Source organism: Paenibacillus sp. J31R122 (assembly GCF_056269185.1).
Genome location: NZ_JBWDNM010000001.1, coordinates 566,206 through 583,423 on the forward strand (window position 1 = coordinate 566,206; position 17,218 = coordinate 583,423).

General features: G+C 44.7%; 9 protein-coding genes and 2 pseudogenes. 10 read left to right on the top strand and 1 reads right to left on the bottom strand.

The features are described from left to right. Positions 1-122 precede the first annotated feature (122 nt). The 4 genes and pseudogenes from AC0YN7_RS02145 to AC0YN7_RS02160 all read left to right on the top strand — a co-directional run bounded on the left by AC0YN7_RS02145 (position 123) and on the right by AC0YN7_RS02160 (position 6,676). Complete coding sequence (locus tag AC0YN7_RS02145) at positions 123-4,790, top strand: OmpL47-type beta-barrel domain-containing protein (protein ID WP_475808295.1); 4,668 nt, start codon at positions 123-125, stop codon at positions 4,788-4,790. 212 nt (positions 4,791-5,002) lie between these two features. Further along, a pseudogene (locus AC0YN7_RS02150) lies at positions 5,003-5,125 on the top strand (CsbD family protein); the annotation flags it as partial. A gap of 752 nt (positions 5,126-5,877) precedes the next feature. Next, a pseudogene (locus AC0YN7_RS02155) lies at positions 5,878-6,324 on the top strand (winged helix-turn-helix domain-containing protein); the annotation flags it as partial. Positions 6,325-6,388: 64 nt separating this feature from the next. Next, positions 6,389-6,676 carry a hypothetical protein gene (locus AC0YN7_RS02160; RefSeq protein ID WP_475808296.1) on the top strand — a complete coding sequence of 96 codons (288 nt, stop codon included), beginning with the start codon at positions 6,389-6,391 and terminating at the stop codon, positions 6,674-6,676. 198 nt (positions 6,677-6,874) lie between these two features. Here the strand turns inward: AC0YN7_RS02160 and AC0YN7_RS02165 are convergent, their stop codons facing one another. Further along, a complete protein-coding gene (locus AC0YN7_RS02165) occupies positions 6,875-7,405 on the bottom strand; it encodes a hypothetical protein (protein ID WP_475808297.1) in 531 nt (176 codons plus the stop codon). A gap of 181 nt (positions 7,406-7,586) precedes the next feature. On the opposite strand from AC0YN7_RS02165, the gene glf reads away from it, so the two are divergent. From glf to AC0YN7_RS02195, 6 genes are all read left to right on the top strand, one after another. After that, entirely contained in the window at positions 7,587-8,711 is a 1,125-nt protein-coding gene (glf, locus tag AC0YN7_RS02170; RefSeq protein ID WP_475808298.1) for a UDP-galactopyranose mutase, read from the top strand. A 63-nt stretch (positions 8,712-8,774) separates the two neighbouring features. Beyond that, a complete protein-coding gene (locus tag AC0YN7_RS02175) occupies positions 8,775-9,560 on the top strand; it encodes a hypothetical protein (protein WP_475808299.1) in 786 nt (261 codons plus the stop codon). A gap of 328 nt (positions 9,561-9,888) precedes the next feature. Next, on the top strand, positions 9,889-12,345 hold the full coding sequence (locus AC0YN7_RS02180; protein ID WP_475808485.1) for a GH39 family glycosyl hydrolase: 2,457 nt from the start codon (positions 9,889-9,891) through the stop codon (positions 12,343-12,345). 353 nt (positions 12,346-12,698) lie between these two features. Continuing rightward, positions 12,699-13,811 (top strand): alpha/beta hydrolase, encoded by a 1,113-nt coding sequence (locus tag AC0YN7_RS02185; protein WP_475808300.1) that lies wholly within the window; start codon positions 12,699-12,701, stop codon positions 13,809-13,811. After that, positions 13,811-14,680, top strand: a complete 870-nt coding sequence (locus AC0YN7_RS02190) for a phosphatase PAP2 family protein (protein WP_475808301.1) — start codon at positions 13,811-13,813, stop codon at positions 14,678-14,680. Before AC0YN7_RS02185 ends, AC0YN7_RS02190 begins: the two co-directional genes overlap by 1 nt. Next, positions 14,677-17,058, top strand: coding sequence for a glycoside hydrolase family 3 C-terminal domain-containing protein (locus AC0YN7_RS02195; protein ID WP_475808302.1), 2,382 nt, complete (start codon positions 14,677-14,679; stop codon positions 17,056-17,058). Before AC0YN7_RS02190 ends, AC0YN7_RS02195 begins: the two co-directional genes overlap by 4 nt. Positions 17,059-17,218 lie beyond the last annotated feature (160 nt).

The window sequence follows — 17,218 nt, forward strand, 5'->3', positions numbered from 1 at the left end:
AGGACGTGGTTGCAGTAGATCCCGGATTCGTTCCCGTAATTTGAGGAAGGACGTATAAAAAACCGTCTCGATCTGTAAGCGTCACCATTCAGTGTTAGATCTTAATATAAGGAGCTGAGAAAATGTTATCCAAACAGATCGTAAAAAAGTCGCGTAAACTGATGACCAAAATGTTGGTCGCTATTTTAGGAATATCAATATTCGTTCCCATCTTGCCCCAAACAACGGTCGAGGCGGCACCAACTCCCGTAGTTCCGTTGCTATTCTCTTCGCCAGAAGATATTGGTCCAATGGTCACCTCACCTAAAGCGTCAGATGCTGTTTTTGGAGTAGAGGATGGCAAGCAGGTTATGTACACAACCGTAACAGGTGATCCGGGACTATTTAGCGTAGTGGATATGGAAAATTACAGCTTGATCCGCACTGTTCCGTTACCTGAAGGGGGCAGTTCAAACAGTCATGTGATCGATTCTAAAGGGCAAGTATATATGGGTTCAAAAAATGGACTATACCGCTACTCCCCTGTCACTAAACAAGCAGAGAGACTAGCAGGCATAGCAGGTGCAAGCGAACTATACGGACTCTCAGTTGATGAACATGACAATATTTACGGAGGTACATTTCCGACAGCCAGTATTTTTAAATATGACACTACCGCAAACAAGCTCACCGTATTTGGCCGGATTTCAGATGGCAAGGATTATATAAGAGCGGTAGCTTACTATGATGGGTATCTGTATGCAGGCACTGGAGCCGTCGGTGAATTGTATAAAGTCAACCCGAACGACGGCAGTAAAGTACTCATTCCTTTTCCAAACGTTCCGCAGTATACAGAAGAAAAAGTTATGCAACTTTATTCCATTAGTATCGTGCGAAATTATATGTTTATTCTATTGAGTTCACAGAGATTGCTCATTTATGATTTGGATGCTCAAGCTTGGCTGCCCGAGTGGTCATCGGTGGAAGATCTCGATAGATATTACCGAGGGATGCACGTCTCGCCAGAGCTGGATGGAAAAGTGTATTTAGGCATGGAAGGGAAAATTCAGACATTCGATCTGGAAACGCGAGAAATTACACCGACTAATCTTGAATTCTCTACGTACCTTCGCCAACCGGGATGGGTTGAGATGAATGATCCTGAACTTCCCGGTAAATCACTTGCTACGGTCTTAACTAATGGCGGGATTTCGGTACTGAACTTTACGACCAATACTGTAAAAACTTTTGAACCCGTTGTACCTGGAACACCCGTATCTATACAATCCTTGGAGTTAGGTCCTGAAGGCTTGTTATACAGTTCTGGTTATCTGGGTGCTTATGGAGCGCGCTATAACATCGAGAATGGTACCAAAGAGTTGTTCAGTATGGGGCAAGCTGAGGGAATGACTCCATATGGTAACAAAATGATGTTCGGAGTATACCCGGCTAGTTTTATACATGAGCTAGATACAACTCTTCCACTAGAACGGAATATTAATCCGAAGATCATTCATCATATTGAGGATCAACAAGATCGTCCATTCGTGATGGTAACGGGTGATGATTTGTTATTCAATGGAACCATCCCGAAACTGGGTGAATTAGGTGGTGCTCTTACTATCTACGACGGTTCGACTTGGGAAACTCATCGAAATGTCGTACAGAACCAGAGTATCATGGGGCTTGCGTACCGAAAGGGTGCGGTCAAAGGCGAGGGTTTATTGTATGGATCTACCACGGTATGGGGTGGCTTAGGAATAGAACCAAGCGCGCCAGAAGCAAGAATGTTTGTTTGGGATGTTAAAACGAAGAAAGTAATAAAAGAGTTTACTCCAGCTATTCAGCAGGCAGGTGGGGTAAAGCCAAAGGCAATAGGCGGATTGTCGTTCGGTCCGGATGGATTATTATGGGGGGCTGCCTATGGTACCCTGTTCGCAATGAATCCAGATACTTATGAAATTGTTAAACAGAAAGAGATTATATCGACCAATTGGGTATTCGGTCACTATTGGGTTCCGGTGAAACTGCGTTGGGACAAAGATGGCTTCTTGTACACGACTCTAGGCAGTACCGTAACAGTTGTGGATCCCAAAACAATGGCGCATGTAACCATTCCTGGAACGAAGACCAACCTTATGGTCGTAGGAAAAGATGGCAACATTTACTACAACGAAGCAGCCATTTTGAAGAAAATTACTGTAACTCCAGGTAATCCACCAACTTACGTCGATGTGGAGGTTCCTGTAGTGAATGGCAACTTCGAGGAAGTAAACCAAGATGGTACAATTCCAGGTTGGGAACGGCTTGCATCTCATACGAGTGCTGCAAATTATGAAGTAACGAACGAGAATTCGTACGAAGGTACCCGCAGCTTGAAGATCACGGATACTTCGATTGAAGCAGAAACGGGTGTTATCTCTATTCCGTTTCCAGTCACCCCGGGTTTGGAGTATAAAGGGAAAGCTGATATTTACCTGAACAGTGGACGAACCATTTTTGCGATGAGATATTACGATTCGGAAGGGAAGGAAATCACATTAACGCCGGCACCTGCGAACTACTTCACGTCCCCGAGCGGGCAGTGGGCCCAAGCAGAATTCAGCTCGATAGCGCCAGAAGGCGCGGTGACGGGCAAATTGGTCTTATTCTGCTCACTAGCTTGGATTGGCACCTCCTACTTTGATAATGTCAAAGTATATAAGAAGATGATAACGGATGCTCCGCCAGCAGGTCCTGTAACACAAGAGCTGGATGTAACGAATGCAGGCTTTGAACAGCCACTGAGTGCGAACGGTACGATCGCGGGCTGGTCGATCCGCAAGCCAGAGACTCACGTTGGCAAGCAAGCCGCTATTGAAGTTTCAACGGATCAGGCGAAGAGCGGGAGCAAGAGCCTGCGGCTGTTTGATAATGAGACTGCTCTGGAGGTAGCGGTAGATTCTGGATTAGTTCCTGTGATTGGAGGAAGAACATATACTTCATCCATGGATGTATTCCGTACCAGCAATCCACCAGGCCGCTCTTCCAATCGTCCCATTATGCAAGTTCGTTACCATGACGCAACGGGTAAAGAGATGGCAGTCGTTCCAGGTATTACGATGAGCAAGGAAGTAACGACAACGATTAATCAATGGGGTAATATGTCTCTTACGACTCCAGCACCGGCTGGAGCCAAATTCATTCGATTGATTATGGTTGGAGCAACAGCTTTTGTTGCATCCGCCTATGTGGACAATGCATCTGTAGCTACCATAGTTGCCCCAGAGGAACGCACTGAGCTTACGTTGCGAAGAGAACCTGTTACTAATGTAACCGAGGGAACGGATATTACTTTCAATGTGACTGCAACGAACGGTTCGACGATTGTGGTTAAAGAGGGAGACCTCATAGTAGCCCAAGCGAGCGGAGCGGGTGAGGATACACGAGTAACCGTGACGATTCCAGGTCCTGCAGCAGGTGCGCATAATTATAATGTTTATGCACATGTGATCGGTCTCGGTAAAAGCACAGCTATTGAATTACCTCTTGTAACCGTGCAGGCTGATCAAACCGCTCCAACCATTACGATTGACGGGGTGGCTGAGGGTAAAGATTATACAGACACTGTCATGCCGACCGTAGCTGTATCGGATCAAGGCAGCGGTGTGAAACAGTTGACTGTATTGCTGGATGGAAAGCCGTGGGTGGAAGGTGCTGCCGTAACCGCAGCGGGTGCTCACACACTATCTGTAACGGCCGTGGACAAAGCCGGTAACACTGCTACAAGAGAGATCCATTTTAGTCTATATACGAGCACGATTCTTACAGTCGACAACGCGGTAGGGGTATATAGCGACGCTACGCAGCTTAATGCCAAGTTAATGGATCGAAGCGGTGCCCCTATAGTCGATTCAACAATCACGTTCCAAGTGAACGAGGAGGTTGTGGCTACGGCGCAAACAGATGCGCAAGGGCAGGCAACTGCAATGTACACTGTGGCAATCGGTACAACTAATACGACCAACGGGCATAACGTCATCAACGCTGTGCATATGCAGAATGAAAGCAAGTTCCTGCGTAGTGCAAGTAACACAGCACAATTGACGGTGAGTAAGGAGAACGCAATCATAGCCTATACGGGTGACCGTCAGGCAGTCGAGACGGGTACTCTGCTTCTCGCCGCACAAGTACAGCAGGAACAGGACGGAAGTCTTGGCAAGCTAGATGGATTGCCAATCAGGTTCATTGTTCAGTCCATTAGGATGGATGGTTCAATAGTGCCTGTAGTTGTACCGGGTTTACAGGAAATATATAGAACCGACAGTCAAGGGAATGTATCTGTCAATATGTCGTTGCCTGCAGGGTTGTACGAAGTTCGTACGGAGCTTGTGGAGAATGGGTACTATATGAACGCGTCTGCGGTTACCGACGTGGCAGTAAACAATAAGACTGACATAGAAGTGAAGATTAATGGTTTTATCCATTTGCCGGCTGACAATATGTTCGGGCGCATCGGGAACAAATTGCATTTCGATGTTAAGCTGAGTCCGGAGAAGAAAGATAGATGGAGAATGCACGTTGAGCCGAAGGGTTTTGATGTGGATGTAAAAGCTGTGGATTGGGTAATTGTCACTGAAGGTAGCGCGTATCTGCAAGGCACGAAGAGAGTAGATGGTGAGGATTATACCGTGCGGTTGATCGTATCGGAGGGTGGAAAAGGACAAAAAGAAGCCGTATCCATCCAGGTTTGGAACGGAAATGAACCTACAGGTGACCCTCTGATTAATCTAACAGCGGAGCTATCCGGAGAAATCAAAATCGGAAAGTAATTTTCCGAGGTGGTAGCTTCCTAATAACTCATAAGAACAGAGCGGGATGCTTGTACAATATCAAGCATCCCGCTCTGTTTGTGTCTCGCAGCAGCTACTCAATCAGCTTAGAATCTTGAATGCGATCAGAAGCGGAGCTAGCCAGGTTCGCAAGATCCTGTTTGAATCCTTGCTTGATAGGGTAATATGGATATACCATACAAAGGAGCTGAGAAGTGAAGGATCAGATCGGGAACGCTACCGATAACAAGTCCTTTCAAGCAGAGGGAAAAATCGATAAAGCCAAAGGTGAAGCGCAGGAGAAGATCGGTGAGTTGAAAGATAAGCTCGACTAGTTTTCGGCCTTCAATCAGTAAGAGGACGTTCAGCGCTCCCGCTCTTCGGGAGTTAAGAACGCCCTTTTTCTTATGATCATGTTGAAGCCTCACAGGGTCTTAATTCCACTCGAAAGAGAAATAATAGAATAGTTAAATTTGAAGTTACTACTTAGGTCTAGTATATTGTTCTCTCTGGAATCTGTAGTGTGATTTTCTGCTTTCCACAAACGATATATCCGTGTTCTTTGCTGCTTCACTCCTGCTTTTTATGGAAGCTTGAATTTTAGGGGTACCTCGCGACAAATAAGCCATTTTACTATTGTTTATTTGGTCCATTTCATTACTCAGGCACTAATTAGCCCATTTGACTATCCCTTATTTCCCCATTATGAACCGATAATCTTAAAGCTAGCCCAATAACCAATAGTAAAACTTGCTATCCCAGAAAGAACCGTCTTTTCCGCCCCAATTACCTATACTAGCACTGGTTAACCGATCTCCATTTTCCTAATTAGTAATAAATTTGGATAAAATCAGAGGTCAGAAAAGGCTTTACCCGAACCGAAGAGCAATTGGAGCCCATCTGCCGGACAATAGTTGTCATTTCTCAATGTCAAGAATATGATCCGATCGCCGACGAAGGGAATTTTTGAAACAATACAGCCTTAGTATCTATGATGAATTCTAAGAACAGCGTATACTGCTAGGTAAACAAAGCATCGATTGGTCCACTTACTCAGATTAAATGAAACAACCTAAACTCCCAATAAGAAATTGATAAAATCTTGGGCTTCGCTATCGGTGGTGACGATTATATAACAAAGCCATTTAGTCCCAAAGAAGTGGCATACAGGATTAAAGCTCAGTTTAAAAGAGCTGATTATCAGCAGGTTGAAGAAAAAGTGGATCCCGTCATCAAGGTTGGTCCATTTGAATTTAATGAAGAAAGAGTCGAAATAAGAAAGCATGGGGAAATTATTGAATTGAAAACCAAAGAACTGGGTCTGTTTACTCACTTACTTAAGCATCCTAACTATATTATTAGTAAAGAAAAACTTTGTTATCAATTATGGGGTGAAGATTTCTTTGGCTTTGATAACACAGTGATGGTATACATCAGAAGATTACGAGAGAAAATTGAGGAAGAACCTTCAAATCCAAAGTACCTGATCACGGTGAAAGGCTTGAGATATAAGCTTGTGGTAAAGGATGAATAGCCTATGAAATGGAGGTTGACAGGGCGGTTTTTGGTAACCGTTATATCGATCTGTAATTTTAGTTGTGTTCATCAACATTCTTCTCATCGTGGGATTGTTTATAGTCCAATCTGCTTTAGAGGGACCCATTTTTATTAATAAAGAAACCTCTGCCGAAGCCGTGACCCGACGTTTCCAGGAACAAGTTGTGATCTCCAATCATCAGGAGACCATTACCGAAAAAGGCAAAGAGGACCTCATCCATAATAAAGCATGGATCCAAAAACTAGACGAAGATGGCAAGCAAGTCTTTGGTTATCGAACACCGGAAGACTTAAATGAAAAGTACACGCCCTTAGATATCATCCAATGATATATCAGCTGAAATCTATTATAGAAAGTCACTCAATATTAATGAAAACCAATATGAAGTTCATTTTTAATGATATATAAGCCCCATTCCTTAGAAAGAGCTCTCATATTCCCATTTCAAGTTTCAAGCAAAAAAGAGCCTCCCATAAAATAGAATGTGGAGCCCTAGTCTAATTTATTTCATTTGTGGATTTTTATTTTACGGTTTTTTAATCTTTTGGAAGTTTCCATAATCGATAACTACAAGATTACCTTTATTATCAAACCGGAAATTTTTCCACCTCGGTTCATCATTTCTTCTGTTTGTTAAATCGCGGGGATTTATTCCCTCCCTTAATAATTCGTCTCGCAATTTGTGTACTAAATCCCTGTTTCTCTCATTTTCAGCAGCAACGCCTTCGATATTCTCCATTATGCACCATCCATGGCCATAATCTATTACCTTGGCAAAATAACTCTTGACTGAGGGCTTTGATGATTCGTATAACATAACTTCTGATTGGATATCCTTTATACCCTTAACCGTAAAAGCAATTTTTAAAACAGAACCCTTTCTGAGGTCATAAACGATTCTGCTCCTTCCTCTGCCGATCACTTTATAAGAAAGCTTTAACTTTCGTAAAGCCTGTTTAGCAACGTATTTTTTTTGTCTAAGATCCATCTCCTCTACTTTTTTTATCCAATTCTCAATAGTAGCTAGATCGTCAAGTTTTAAATAGTTTTCTCCCATGAAAACCACCTCTTTAAAATATGTCCGTTACTAGTATCGTATTCATCTTTAAAAGACATGTGAAAACATTGGGAACGCTGGTAGTGACCAAAAAAAATTTTCAAAGACAGCACCTCTTTTACGATTTGGAATATACTAATCTATCACAATTATCGTAGCTTCTTGAAAGGAGTGTTGATTCATGCAAGTAGATTGGCTTATCGTTGGTGCCGGATTTACAGGTGCCACATTAGCAGAGCGGATCGCTTCGCAACTAGGCCAAAAAGTTTTACTAGTAGAGCAGAGGGATCATATCGGAGGCAATTCCTACGATTGCTACAACGAAGACGGCATCTTGATTCATAAGTACGGTTCGCATACGTTTCATACCAACTCCGCAATGGTATGGAACTACCTTTCTCGGTTTACAGAATGGAGACACTATTATCATCATGTTCTTGCCGTTGTGGACGGGAAGAAAGTTCCCGTTCCATTTAATCTAAACACGATTTATGCGCTTTTTCCCCCTAGATATGCGGAGAAGCTTGAGGATCTTCTCATTAAGAATTATGGTTACGGCGTAAAAGTCCCAATACTAAAACTTCGGGAAAGCGCGAGCGGAGACCTAAGCTTTTTGGCTGAGTATATCTATCAAAAGGTTTTTTACCGCTATACCCTAAAGCACTGGGAGCTGAAGCCGGAAGAGCTTGATCCATCTGTCACTGCGAGAGTACCGGTTTATATTAGCAGAGACAACCGGTATTTCCAAGACACTTATCAAGGTATTCCAAAACATAGCTACGCAGCCCTTTTTAGTCGTATGCTGAATCACCCAAACATTAAACTACTATTGAACACGGACTATCGCGAGATTATTGGAGAAGTTAAGTTTAAGCGCATGATCTATACAGGTCCAATCGATACTTTCTTTGATCGCAAGCATGGGACACTTCCTTACCGGAGCCTTCGCTTTGATTTCCAAACTTTGAATCAAGAATATTACCAAGAGGCCGGAACGATAAATTACAACACCGATTATGATTTTACCCGTATACTCGAGCAAAAACACCTTACCGGTCAAATTTCTCCAAAGACAACGATAACCTACGTGTACCCTCAGCAATATAATCAAAAAACAGATCCTTATTATCCCATTCCACGCGCAGAGAACAAACAGCTCTATAACTTATACTTGAAGGAAGCAGAAGAGATCAAGGATAAAGTGCTATTCGCAGGGCGGCTGGCAGATTATAAATACTATAATATGGACCAAGCGGTGGCACGTGCTCTAACACTGTTTAAAGATATTGCGGAAAAAAAGATCTAGTAGAGTGGATTAAAAGCAGCAAGAAGAATGAATAAAGTAATTTTAGTTTAGGAGGCGGACTTTATGATCTGTTTCTCATTAGTAGCCCATGAAAACGAAAAAGCTGTCATGGATCAAATAGACAATATTCGTCAATTTATTAAAAAAGATTACATGGTTGTATTGTATAATGGCGGTCCAAATGAAGATTTCGGCAAAGAAGTTACACTAAGATATAACGAAGTTAAGCTTTGCCCTTATAGCAAACCACTGCAATACAGAAAAACCGGAAGAGTTTTATACGACGTAACGAGATGGCTGAAGTCTATGGATATTCACTACGACTATATTGTCTACTTGGAATCAGATACGATGTTTATAAAACCCGGGTTTGATAAGTACCTGTATAAAAAATTGAAAGGTTACGATTTTATAGGGCAGCATTGGAGAGTATATAACCCTAAAAAAGATAGACCAAGATCCCCTGGGACGAAGTCTATGTTCAAAAACTGGAAAAAGTGGGAACCATTTTTCAAAGAAAAATATTTTTGTAAAACATCAAATCCTTTTCAAACCTATAGTTATGAAATGATTCAAAAAATCTTGAAGATCATAGATGGAAAAAAACTTGAGAAATTATTAGAATCTACCAAGGTCGAGGCCTTAGGTGAAATGATATTCCCGACTTTAGCAAAAAAATGTGGAGCAAAAACGCGGACATATCCCCGGTCGTTCAAGTTATTTAATCATTGGAAGCCGGAACTCGATAAGGATACGGTGAGTAAAGCTTTTAAAACAAGTGAAATTATGTTTATACACCCTGTTAAAAGTGATCGTGTCCGCAGCTGGATCATGAAGAAGACAAAATAAAGAGGACTGCTGGGGGATCGTGCTTCCTTCAAGCATTTCGATTATTCCTTATCACAGGTAAAACAAGAGCCCTACCCTAAAATATTCTAGGGAGGGCTCTTTCTTGTACATCTAACCTATAAGGGAGATCAAGCTTCTAAACTCCAGCTCGTCAAACTTCCGCGCTACATTATTACGTTTCTTTATATTATGAAAGGTAAATTTGCTTTCATGGGTTTATATGATACGATTTTGGATGAGGCAAGCAATGGTCTGGATTTCCTACTGTCATACGTTAGAATCGTGCCTGGCTGTCTGTCTATTAAGATACATTCATAGGAGGTTAGGTATGCAAGAAGATACATTGGCAGCCTCGGATTTTCGGTTTTCAATTAACCTCCCTGACGACTCTATCGCTTCCTGGCATCAGGAACTAGAGGTGATGTACATCTTGCAGGGAACTGGGGTATTACAGCTGGATGAAAATCAGTTTGCCTATGAAGTTCGGCAGGATGACATTATTGTGTTGAACAGCTACCAATTGCACCGCTTGGAAATGCAAGGTTCGGGCAAGGCACTGTCGTTGTTTATCTCACCCGCATTTTTGGCGTCCTTTTGTCCTGAGATCGAAAGTATTATTATCGAGTGTAAGTCTTTTCTGTACCCGAAGGAGGAGCAGGCACGCTTTAATTTACTCCGCAGTGAGTTCGCCAGCGTATTCCAGGCCTATTACAAAAACGAATCTCGTTTGCCTATATTACTGCGCAGTCGCGTGGGGGTGCTGCTGAACAACTTAGTGCATAATTTTTTAGAGCAGCACAAGCATACGGATCCCTCTAGATCCTCAAGCAGGGAAAGGTTGCGCAAAGCCACCGATTATATCCACCGACATTATCGGGAAAATATTTCACTGAGCGGACTAGCCACCACTATTTATTTAAGCAGCGCCTATTTGTCACATTTATTTCAGAAACAGCTTGGTCTTACATTCACTGCCTATCTAACCAATGTCAGGTTGAGTCAGGCAGTGGCTCTGCTTCGTAGTGAAAGAACGATCACGGACATCGCCTCAGAAGCTGGGTTTCCAAGTGCCAACGCGTTGATCGACGCCTTTAAACGGTGCTATGGCGTTACACCAGGGCAATACCGTCGTGTAAATAACAATGATGCCGCTGAGCCTAAGGAGAACGGTACCGCTAACGAGGGATTTTCGACCGATTTTTCTTCACTGATGCGACATTTGCATCAACCCGAGCAATCCATTGTCCGACCTCAGGTCAACGAGGTACATGATCTGCATGTGGACATTAGCCGTAAGATTCGGACGTTGAGTCATAATTGGCGGACGTTGGTAAATGCAGGATATGCCAAAGATCTGCTGAATGGCGCGGTGCAGGCGCAAATACGAAAGATGCAAAAGGACATTGGTTTTCGCTATGTTCGTTGTAAAGGTTTGTTGGACGATGACATGATGCTGTATGTCAGCAAATTGTCGGGCAGCGTGGATTATAACTTTGTTTATGTAGATGAGGTACTAGACTTCATTCTTTCAGTGGAGTTAAAGCCTTTTGTGGAATTCAGTTATATGCCATCTGCATTAGCGAGGGAAGCCGTGTTTCCATTCAGAAGGCCAAGCATCCTATCTATGCCCAAGAAATTAGACGAATGGCTCGCCCTCGTGACTTCCCTTGTTCGGCATTTCATTGACCGATATGGGATTGAGTCAGTGCGGGAATGGAGGTTCTCTCCCTTCATGAGTCCTGAGTTTTCGGGCTATGGTGTGTTTACATTGGAAGAATTCTGGGTGCTTTACCGAGAGACCAGCCGCGCGATCCGAGCTATCGATCCGCAACTGCATATCGCTGGCCCAGGTTGCAGCATTGATTCGAGTGATTATATTAGTGACTTTCTAGTGGCTTGCAGCAAGGATAACTGTATGCCCGACACACTGGCTCTAGGTGCTTATCACAGCATATTACCAGATCAGGAAGACACAGGTCTACAGCTTATGGCAGAGGATGAAGCTTTTCCTCTTGCGGCAAGCGGCGATGAGCAGTTTTTGGGGCACGCTTTGCATAAGGTCAAAAAGCTGTTGCGCCAACGCGGTTTCGGCAATCTGCCCGTGATTCTTGAAGAGTGGAGCAATAGCATCTGGCAGCGTGATTTGTGCAACGACACCTCCTACAAATCCGCCTTTCTTTTCAAAAACATACTGGAAAACTACGATCAGTTTGAGGCTATGGGATACTGGACGCTAAGTGACCATATGGAGGAGATCGTTCCTTCGGCGGAGCTTTTTCATGGCGGGTTTGGTTTATTCACTCGCGGGGGATTGTCCAAAAGCTGTTATCGCGCCCTGCAGTTGTTGCGGTATGCAGGCAGCAGCCTGGTAGCTGAAGGCGACGGGTATTTTATAACTTCTTCGAAAGGTGAAATACAGATATTCATTTATAATTATTGTCATTATGATACACTGTATCGCTACCGTCATACCACTCACCTGACCCAAACCGAACGGTACAATGTGTTCAATATACGGAATACCCGTCAGTACCACATTCGTCTGGACGGTTTAACGCCGGGTGTTTATACAGAGCGCAGGTATTCGGTAGGTCCGGCTGGGGGAAGTACCTTTGACGAGTGGCTGAATATGGGTGCGCCCAAGGAAATGCGTCCAGAAGAATGGTCTTATCTTGAAAATCGGTCCCTGCCGCTATTTCAAATGCGGTCGCAGCAAGTGACTGCGAATTTTGTGGTAAATGCTATTGTTCAGCCGCATGAGGTACAAGTGATTCTACTAACGTGATAAACTGAAAATAATACAACGAGGATGACTTTGTGTCGTCCTTTTTGTTTTTTTATATAGTATTTTTGCTCTCGACTGCAAATGTGGAATCGCTCTCATTTGAAGTGATAAAAGAAGAATATTAGAAAAGAAATAATGCGATATTTTTTCTGAAAGCTCAAACATATAATTGAGTTATGGCAAACCTACTACAACTATGCCATTCAACAACTAACATATAGAAAAATTGAGCTTATTGAAAAAAAACTTATACGATCATGATGGTATCGCATTGGTGCTGATTCTTATTATCTACTCAATCTACAAACTAGACGAAATCTATCCGAAAATAACATTCGAAAAGGAGTATCAACATGGAACGCAAATATTCTCAACAGCTTCTTACGTCTATTCTTGAAAGGCAGCATGTAATTAATGAAAACGGACTGGATATCCTGATTAAGCCCATTCCTGAAACCGATGAGCCTGGCGTGCTGGATCCTCGGTTATATAAGAGTATGGAGCCAATGCTGAAAGGCTTCAAGGGCATGGTGATTAAGATGATGATGAAAGGCAGCCGGAAGAAAAATATCCAAAAAAGCGCAGCTCAAATGCGTAGGATGATGAATGGCGTGAAGAGCATTTCGATCACTGAAGGCGTTGATGTGAAGCATGCTACAGTTCAGAACGGCGATGTGGCGGTCCCAGTCCGCATTTATACCTCGCAAAAGAAGAAGGTAGGCTTGCAGCCTGTGTTCTATTTCATCCACGGAGGAGGTTTCGTGGCAGGAGGACCAGAAGTGGTGGAGGAGATCTGCAAGCTTGTGGTTGCGAATACTGGCTGTGTATCGATTCAGGTGGATTACCGCCTAGCTCCGGAAAACCCATACCCTGCCGGGCTCGACGACTGTTATGCCGTGTTGAAATGGATTTATGCCCACGCCGAAGAATTCAATGGTGACCCGCATCGCATCTGTATCTCCGGTGATTCCGCAGGTGGGAACCTAGCCACGGTGTGCGCAATGAAGGATCGGGATGAGGGAACCCAGATGGTGAAGGCGCAAGCACTGCTATATCCAAGTGTGGACGCAGCAGGTATGGAGGGACATATGCAACGCAGGGATGTTTATGAAATATCCCCGTCTCAGGATAAATCGATTCGTTCGATACTGGATATGTTTAGCGGCGCTATAGGAAATGTCACATTGGGCGAATATTTGGGAGTGCCAGATGATTCAATCCCTTATGTGAGCCCGCTGCGAGGAGATCTGAAAGGGATGCCGCCTACCGTCATTTTGTTCGGCGAATATGACTTTTTGCGTATAGAGGATGATGCGTATGCATTAAAGCTGAAGGATTCAGGCGTCAAAGTAAAAACGATACGGTACAAAGGACTTTCACATGGTTTCGCCGATCAGGTGGGTGTCACACCGCAAGCGGAAGATAGTTTGATTGAAATTGGAAAATTCATGTTGGAGAATGTGTAATGAGAAAATCGAAAAGCGAAGCCATTGTGGTTTTGTTGCTGGTCGCAGGTGCTTTGGCTGTGTTCAGTTTTTTCGATCTTGCTATTTTGATGTCAGTAGTGAATCCCTCCAGCGTGTATGGTAATCTGTTTCAAATTGTTGGCGAAGCACCTAATTATTTATTAGCGCTATTATCTGGAGCTGTGCTGCACCTGTATCATGATGGGCAGTCACCTGTTGTAAAGGTGTTGACCAGTATAGCGGGAACGCTGGTGTTACTGCTTGGCGCATTGATGGGGGCCTTGATGCCAGTGAGTTATGCAGGCAGCAACCATACATTCGTTATGGGAGCGATCTTCCTGCTGCTCATGGCAGGAGCAATCCTGTTGGTGATCCGCTTGCCCAAGAATAAACGCACAGCAGCCCGGCGGCTCGCGTCGATGGGTGCAGTATGGTTCGTCAGCTTACTGCTGTTGCTGAATTTCCTGAAAATGGCCTGGGCGCGTCCACGCTTCCGTGATATGACAGATCCGCTTCTGGAATACATACCCTGGTACTTGCCAAACGGTTTTACAATAGATGACGCATACATGTCGTTTCCATCCGGGCACGCGGCGCAAGCTACGGTCATTCTCATGCTCACGATGTTGCCATTCATGTTCCCAAAATTGCAGGGCAAAGCAGCATGGCTTATTTTTATTTCTTATGGCTGGATCGTGCTCGTTGCATTCAGCCGAGTTGTGATGGGCGCACATTTTCCTTCCGATGTGATTGCTGGTTTTTTCATGAGTTGGTTGTTGTTTCAGCTGTGGAAGCGCGTTTTTTTCAATTCAACAACGATACGGCAGGACTATATCGCTTTGCGAAAATCGAAAGGAGCATCAATATGAAGAAATATGAGATGAAAGCAAAAGAAATACTAGCGCAAATGACATTGGAAGAGAAAGCTGCCTTGTGCAGCGGCAGCAATTTCTGGCAAACTAAAGGAATGGAACGCCTGGGCATAGACAAAGTGATGGTAACTGATGGGCCTCATGGCCTGCGCAAACAAGGTGGCAGTTCCGATCATTTGGGGATCAACCTTAGCGTGCCTGCAACCTGTTTTCCTACCGCCGCAACGACGGCTTGTTCCTTTGATGCTGACCTGCTTCGCGAGATGGGTGAAGCACTGGCCGAAGAATGTCTGCAAGAGAATGTAGCCGTTGTTCTCGGACCTGGCGCCAACATCAAGCGCAGCCCGCTGTGTGGACGTAACTTTGAATACTTTTCCGAAGATCCGTTTCTCACAGGGGAGTTATCCACTTCGCTTATCAAAGGCATCCAGAGCAAGGGTGTAGGAACAAGTATGAAGCATTATGCAGCCAATAATCAGGAGACCCGCCGTTTGGTGGTGGACTCGATCGTCGATGAACGGGCTTTAAGGGAAATCTATCTGCCTGCTTTTGAGAAAGCGATAAAGAAAGCGCAACCATGGACCATCATGTGTTCTTATAACCAGATCAATGGGGAGTACGCAAGCCAAAATAACTGGCTGTTAAACCAGGTGCTGCGTGATGAATGGGGCTTTGAAGGCCTTGTGGTGACCGACTGGGGTGCAGTTGTCGATCGTGTGAAGGGCACGGCTAGCGGATTGGATTTGGAAATGCCATATGCCGGACCTGCAAATGACGAAGCCGTAGTACAAGCCGTTCAGGACGGCAGCTTGGAAGAGGCTGTGTTGGATACCGCAGCGCTTCGCATGCTGTGCATGTTGCTGGCTGCGAAAGACAACGAAAGAGAAGGATACCGATATGATGCGGATGCTCATCACCAATTGGCTCGCAGGGTGGCGACTGAAAGCACTGTGCTGCTGAAAAATGATGGAAATCTGCTGCCATTGCAAAAAGGAACCAAGCTGGCGGTGCTGGGCGAATTTGCAGACAAGCCGCGTTATCAAGGTGCTGGCAGCAGCCGCATTAATCCGATTCAATTGGAAAATCTGTGCGGCATTCTGAAGGAGCGTGGGGAAAGCTTCATCTATGCTCAGGGCTACTCTACAAATGGTGATGCGGCTGATGAAGCATTGCTGTCCGAGGCAGAAGAGGTTGCCAAATCGGCCGACATCGCGATCGTATGCATCGGACTGCCCGATGAGTACGAGAGCGAAGGCTTTGATCGCGAGCATATGCGTTTGCCTGACAGTCATGTCACACTTCTACATCGTACCGCTGCTGTCAATCCCAACACAGTAGTGCTGCTGTTTGGAGGCAGCGCCGTGGAAATGCCTTGGCTGGGCGATGCCAAAGCACTGCTCATGCTGTATTTAGGCGGCCAAGCCGGCGCCAGCGCAGCTGCGGATCTGCTCTTTGGAGATGCAATACCAAGCGGTAAGCTGGCTGAAAGCTTCCCTTATAAACTGGAGGACAACTCCAGCTATCACTACTTCCCTGGGGGAGAGAAGACCGTAGAATATCGGGAGAGCATCTATGTGGGCTACCGCTATTACGACAAGGCTGGAAAAGATGTACAGTTCCCATTTGGGCACGGTCTGTCATATACGAGCTTTGAATACAGCGGTCTCACGCTGGAGAAAAAGGACAATGACGTGGTAGCTAGCGTAAAAGTAAAAAATATCGGCGGCGTTGCGGGAGCTGAAGCCGTGCAGTTCTATGTCAGCCAGAAGAATCCTTCGGTATTCAAGCCTGTAAGGGAGTTGGGCGGTTTTGCCAAGGTGATGCTGCAGCCTGGTGAGGAGAAAACCGTATGTGTCACGTTGTCCACTCGCAATTTTGCCTATTACGATGTGGATACCCAAGCATTCGTAGTGGAAGCAGGAGATTATATCGTGGCTGCAGCGGCATCTAGTAGAGACATTCGCTGCGAGCAAAGCATCACGCTTGAAGGCACTTCTCCAAAGGAGGCGCAGCATGCTGCGTACGCGACACTGTCTAATGGGGATTTCATCGTATCAGATGAAGATTTCGCGAGCTTATATGGTAAACCGCTGCCGCCTTCTTCCTATCAGCCTGGGGATCCCTACACGCTCAACTCTACCCTTGGCGAGATTGCAGTCACCAATACAGGCAGGGCTTTAATCGAGCAGATGCAGAAGCAGATGAGCGCGATGGTGAACACAGAAGGAGACGAAACGGCAGGCCGCATGATGCAGCGTATGATGGGTGAGCTGCCGGTCCGAGCATTGGCAATGTTCAGCGGTGGGGCCATGAGTCCACAGCAGATTCAAGGGATAGTGGATGCAATTAACTACGAAGTTAACTCAAATAAATAAAATCTGATTTAAGCAAGCTGGCATCCTTATAACTTGGATGCCAGTTTGCTGTTTGTATGGACTTACACAAGAGGATATATGCGATGAGAGCTGCCAAACTGCAAGTAGGGGATGAAATTCGGATTATATCTCCATCAATGAGCATGTCCATGATTGCCTT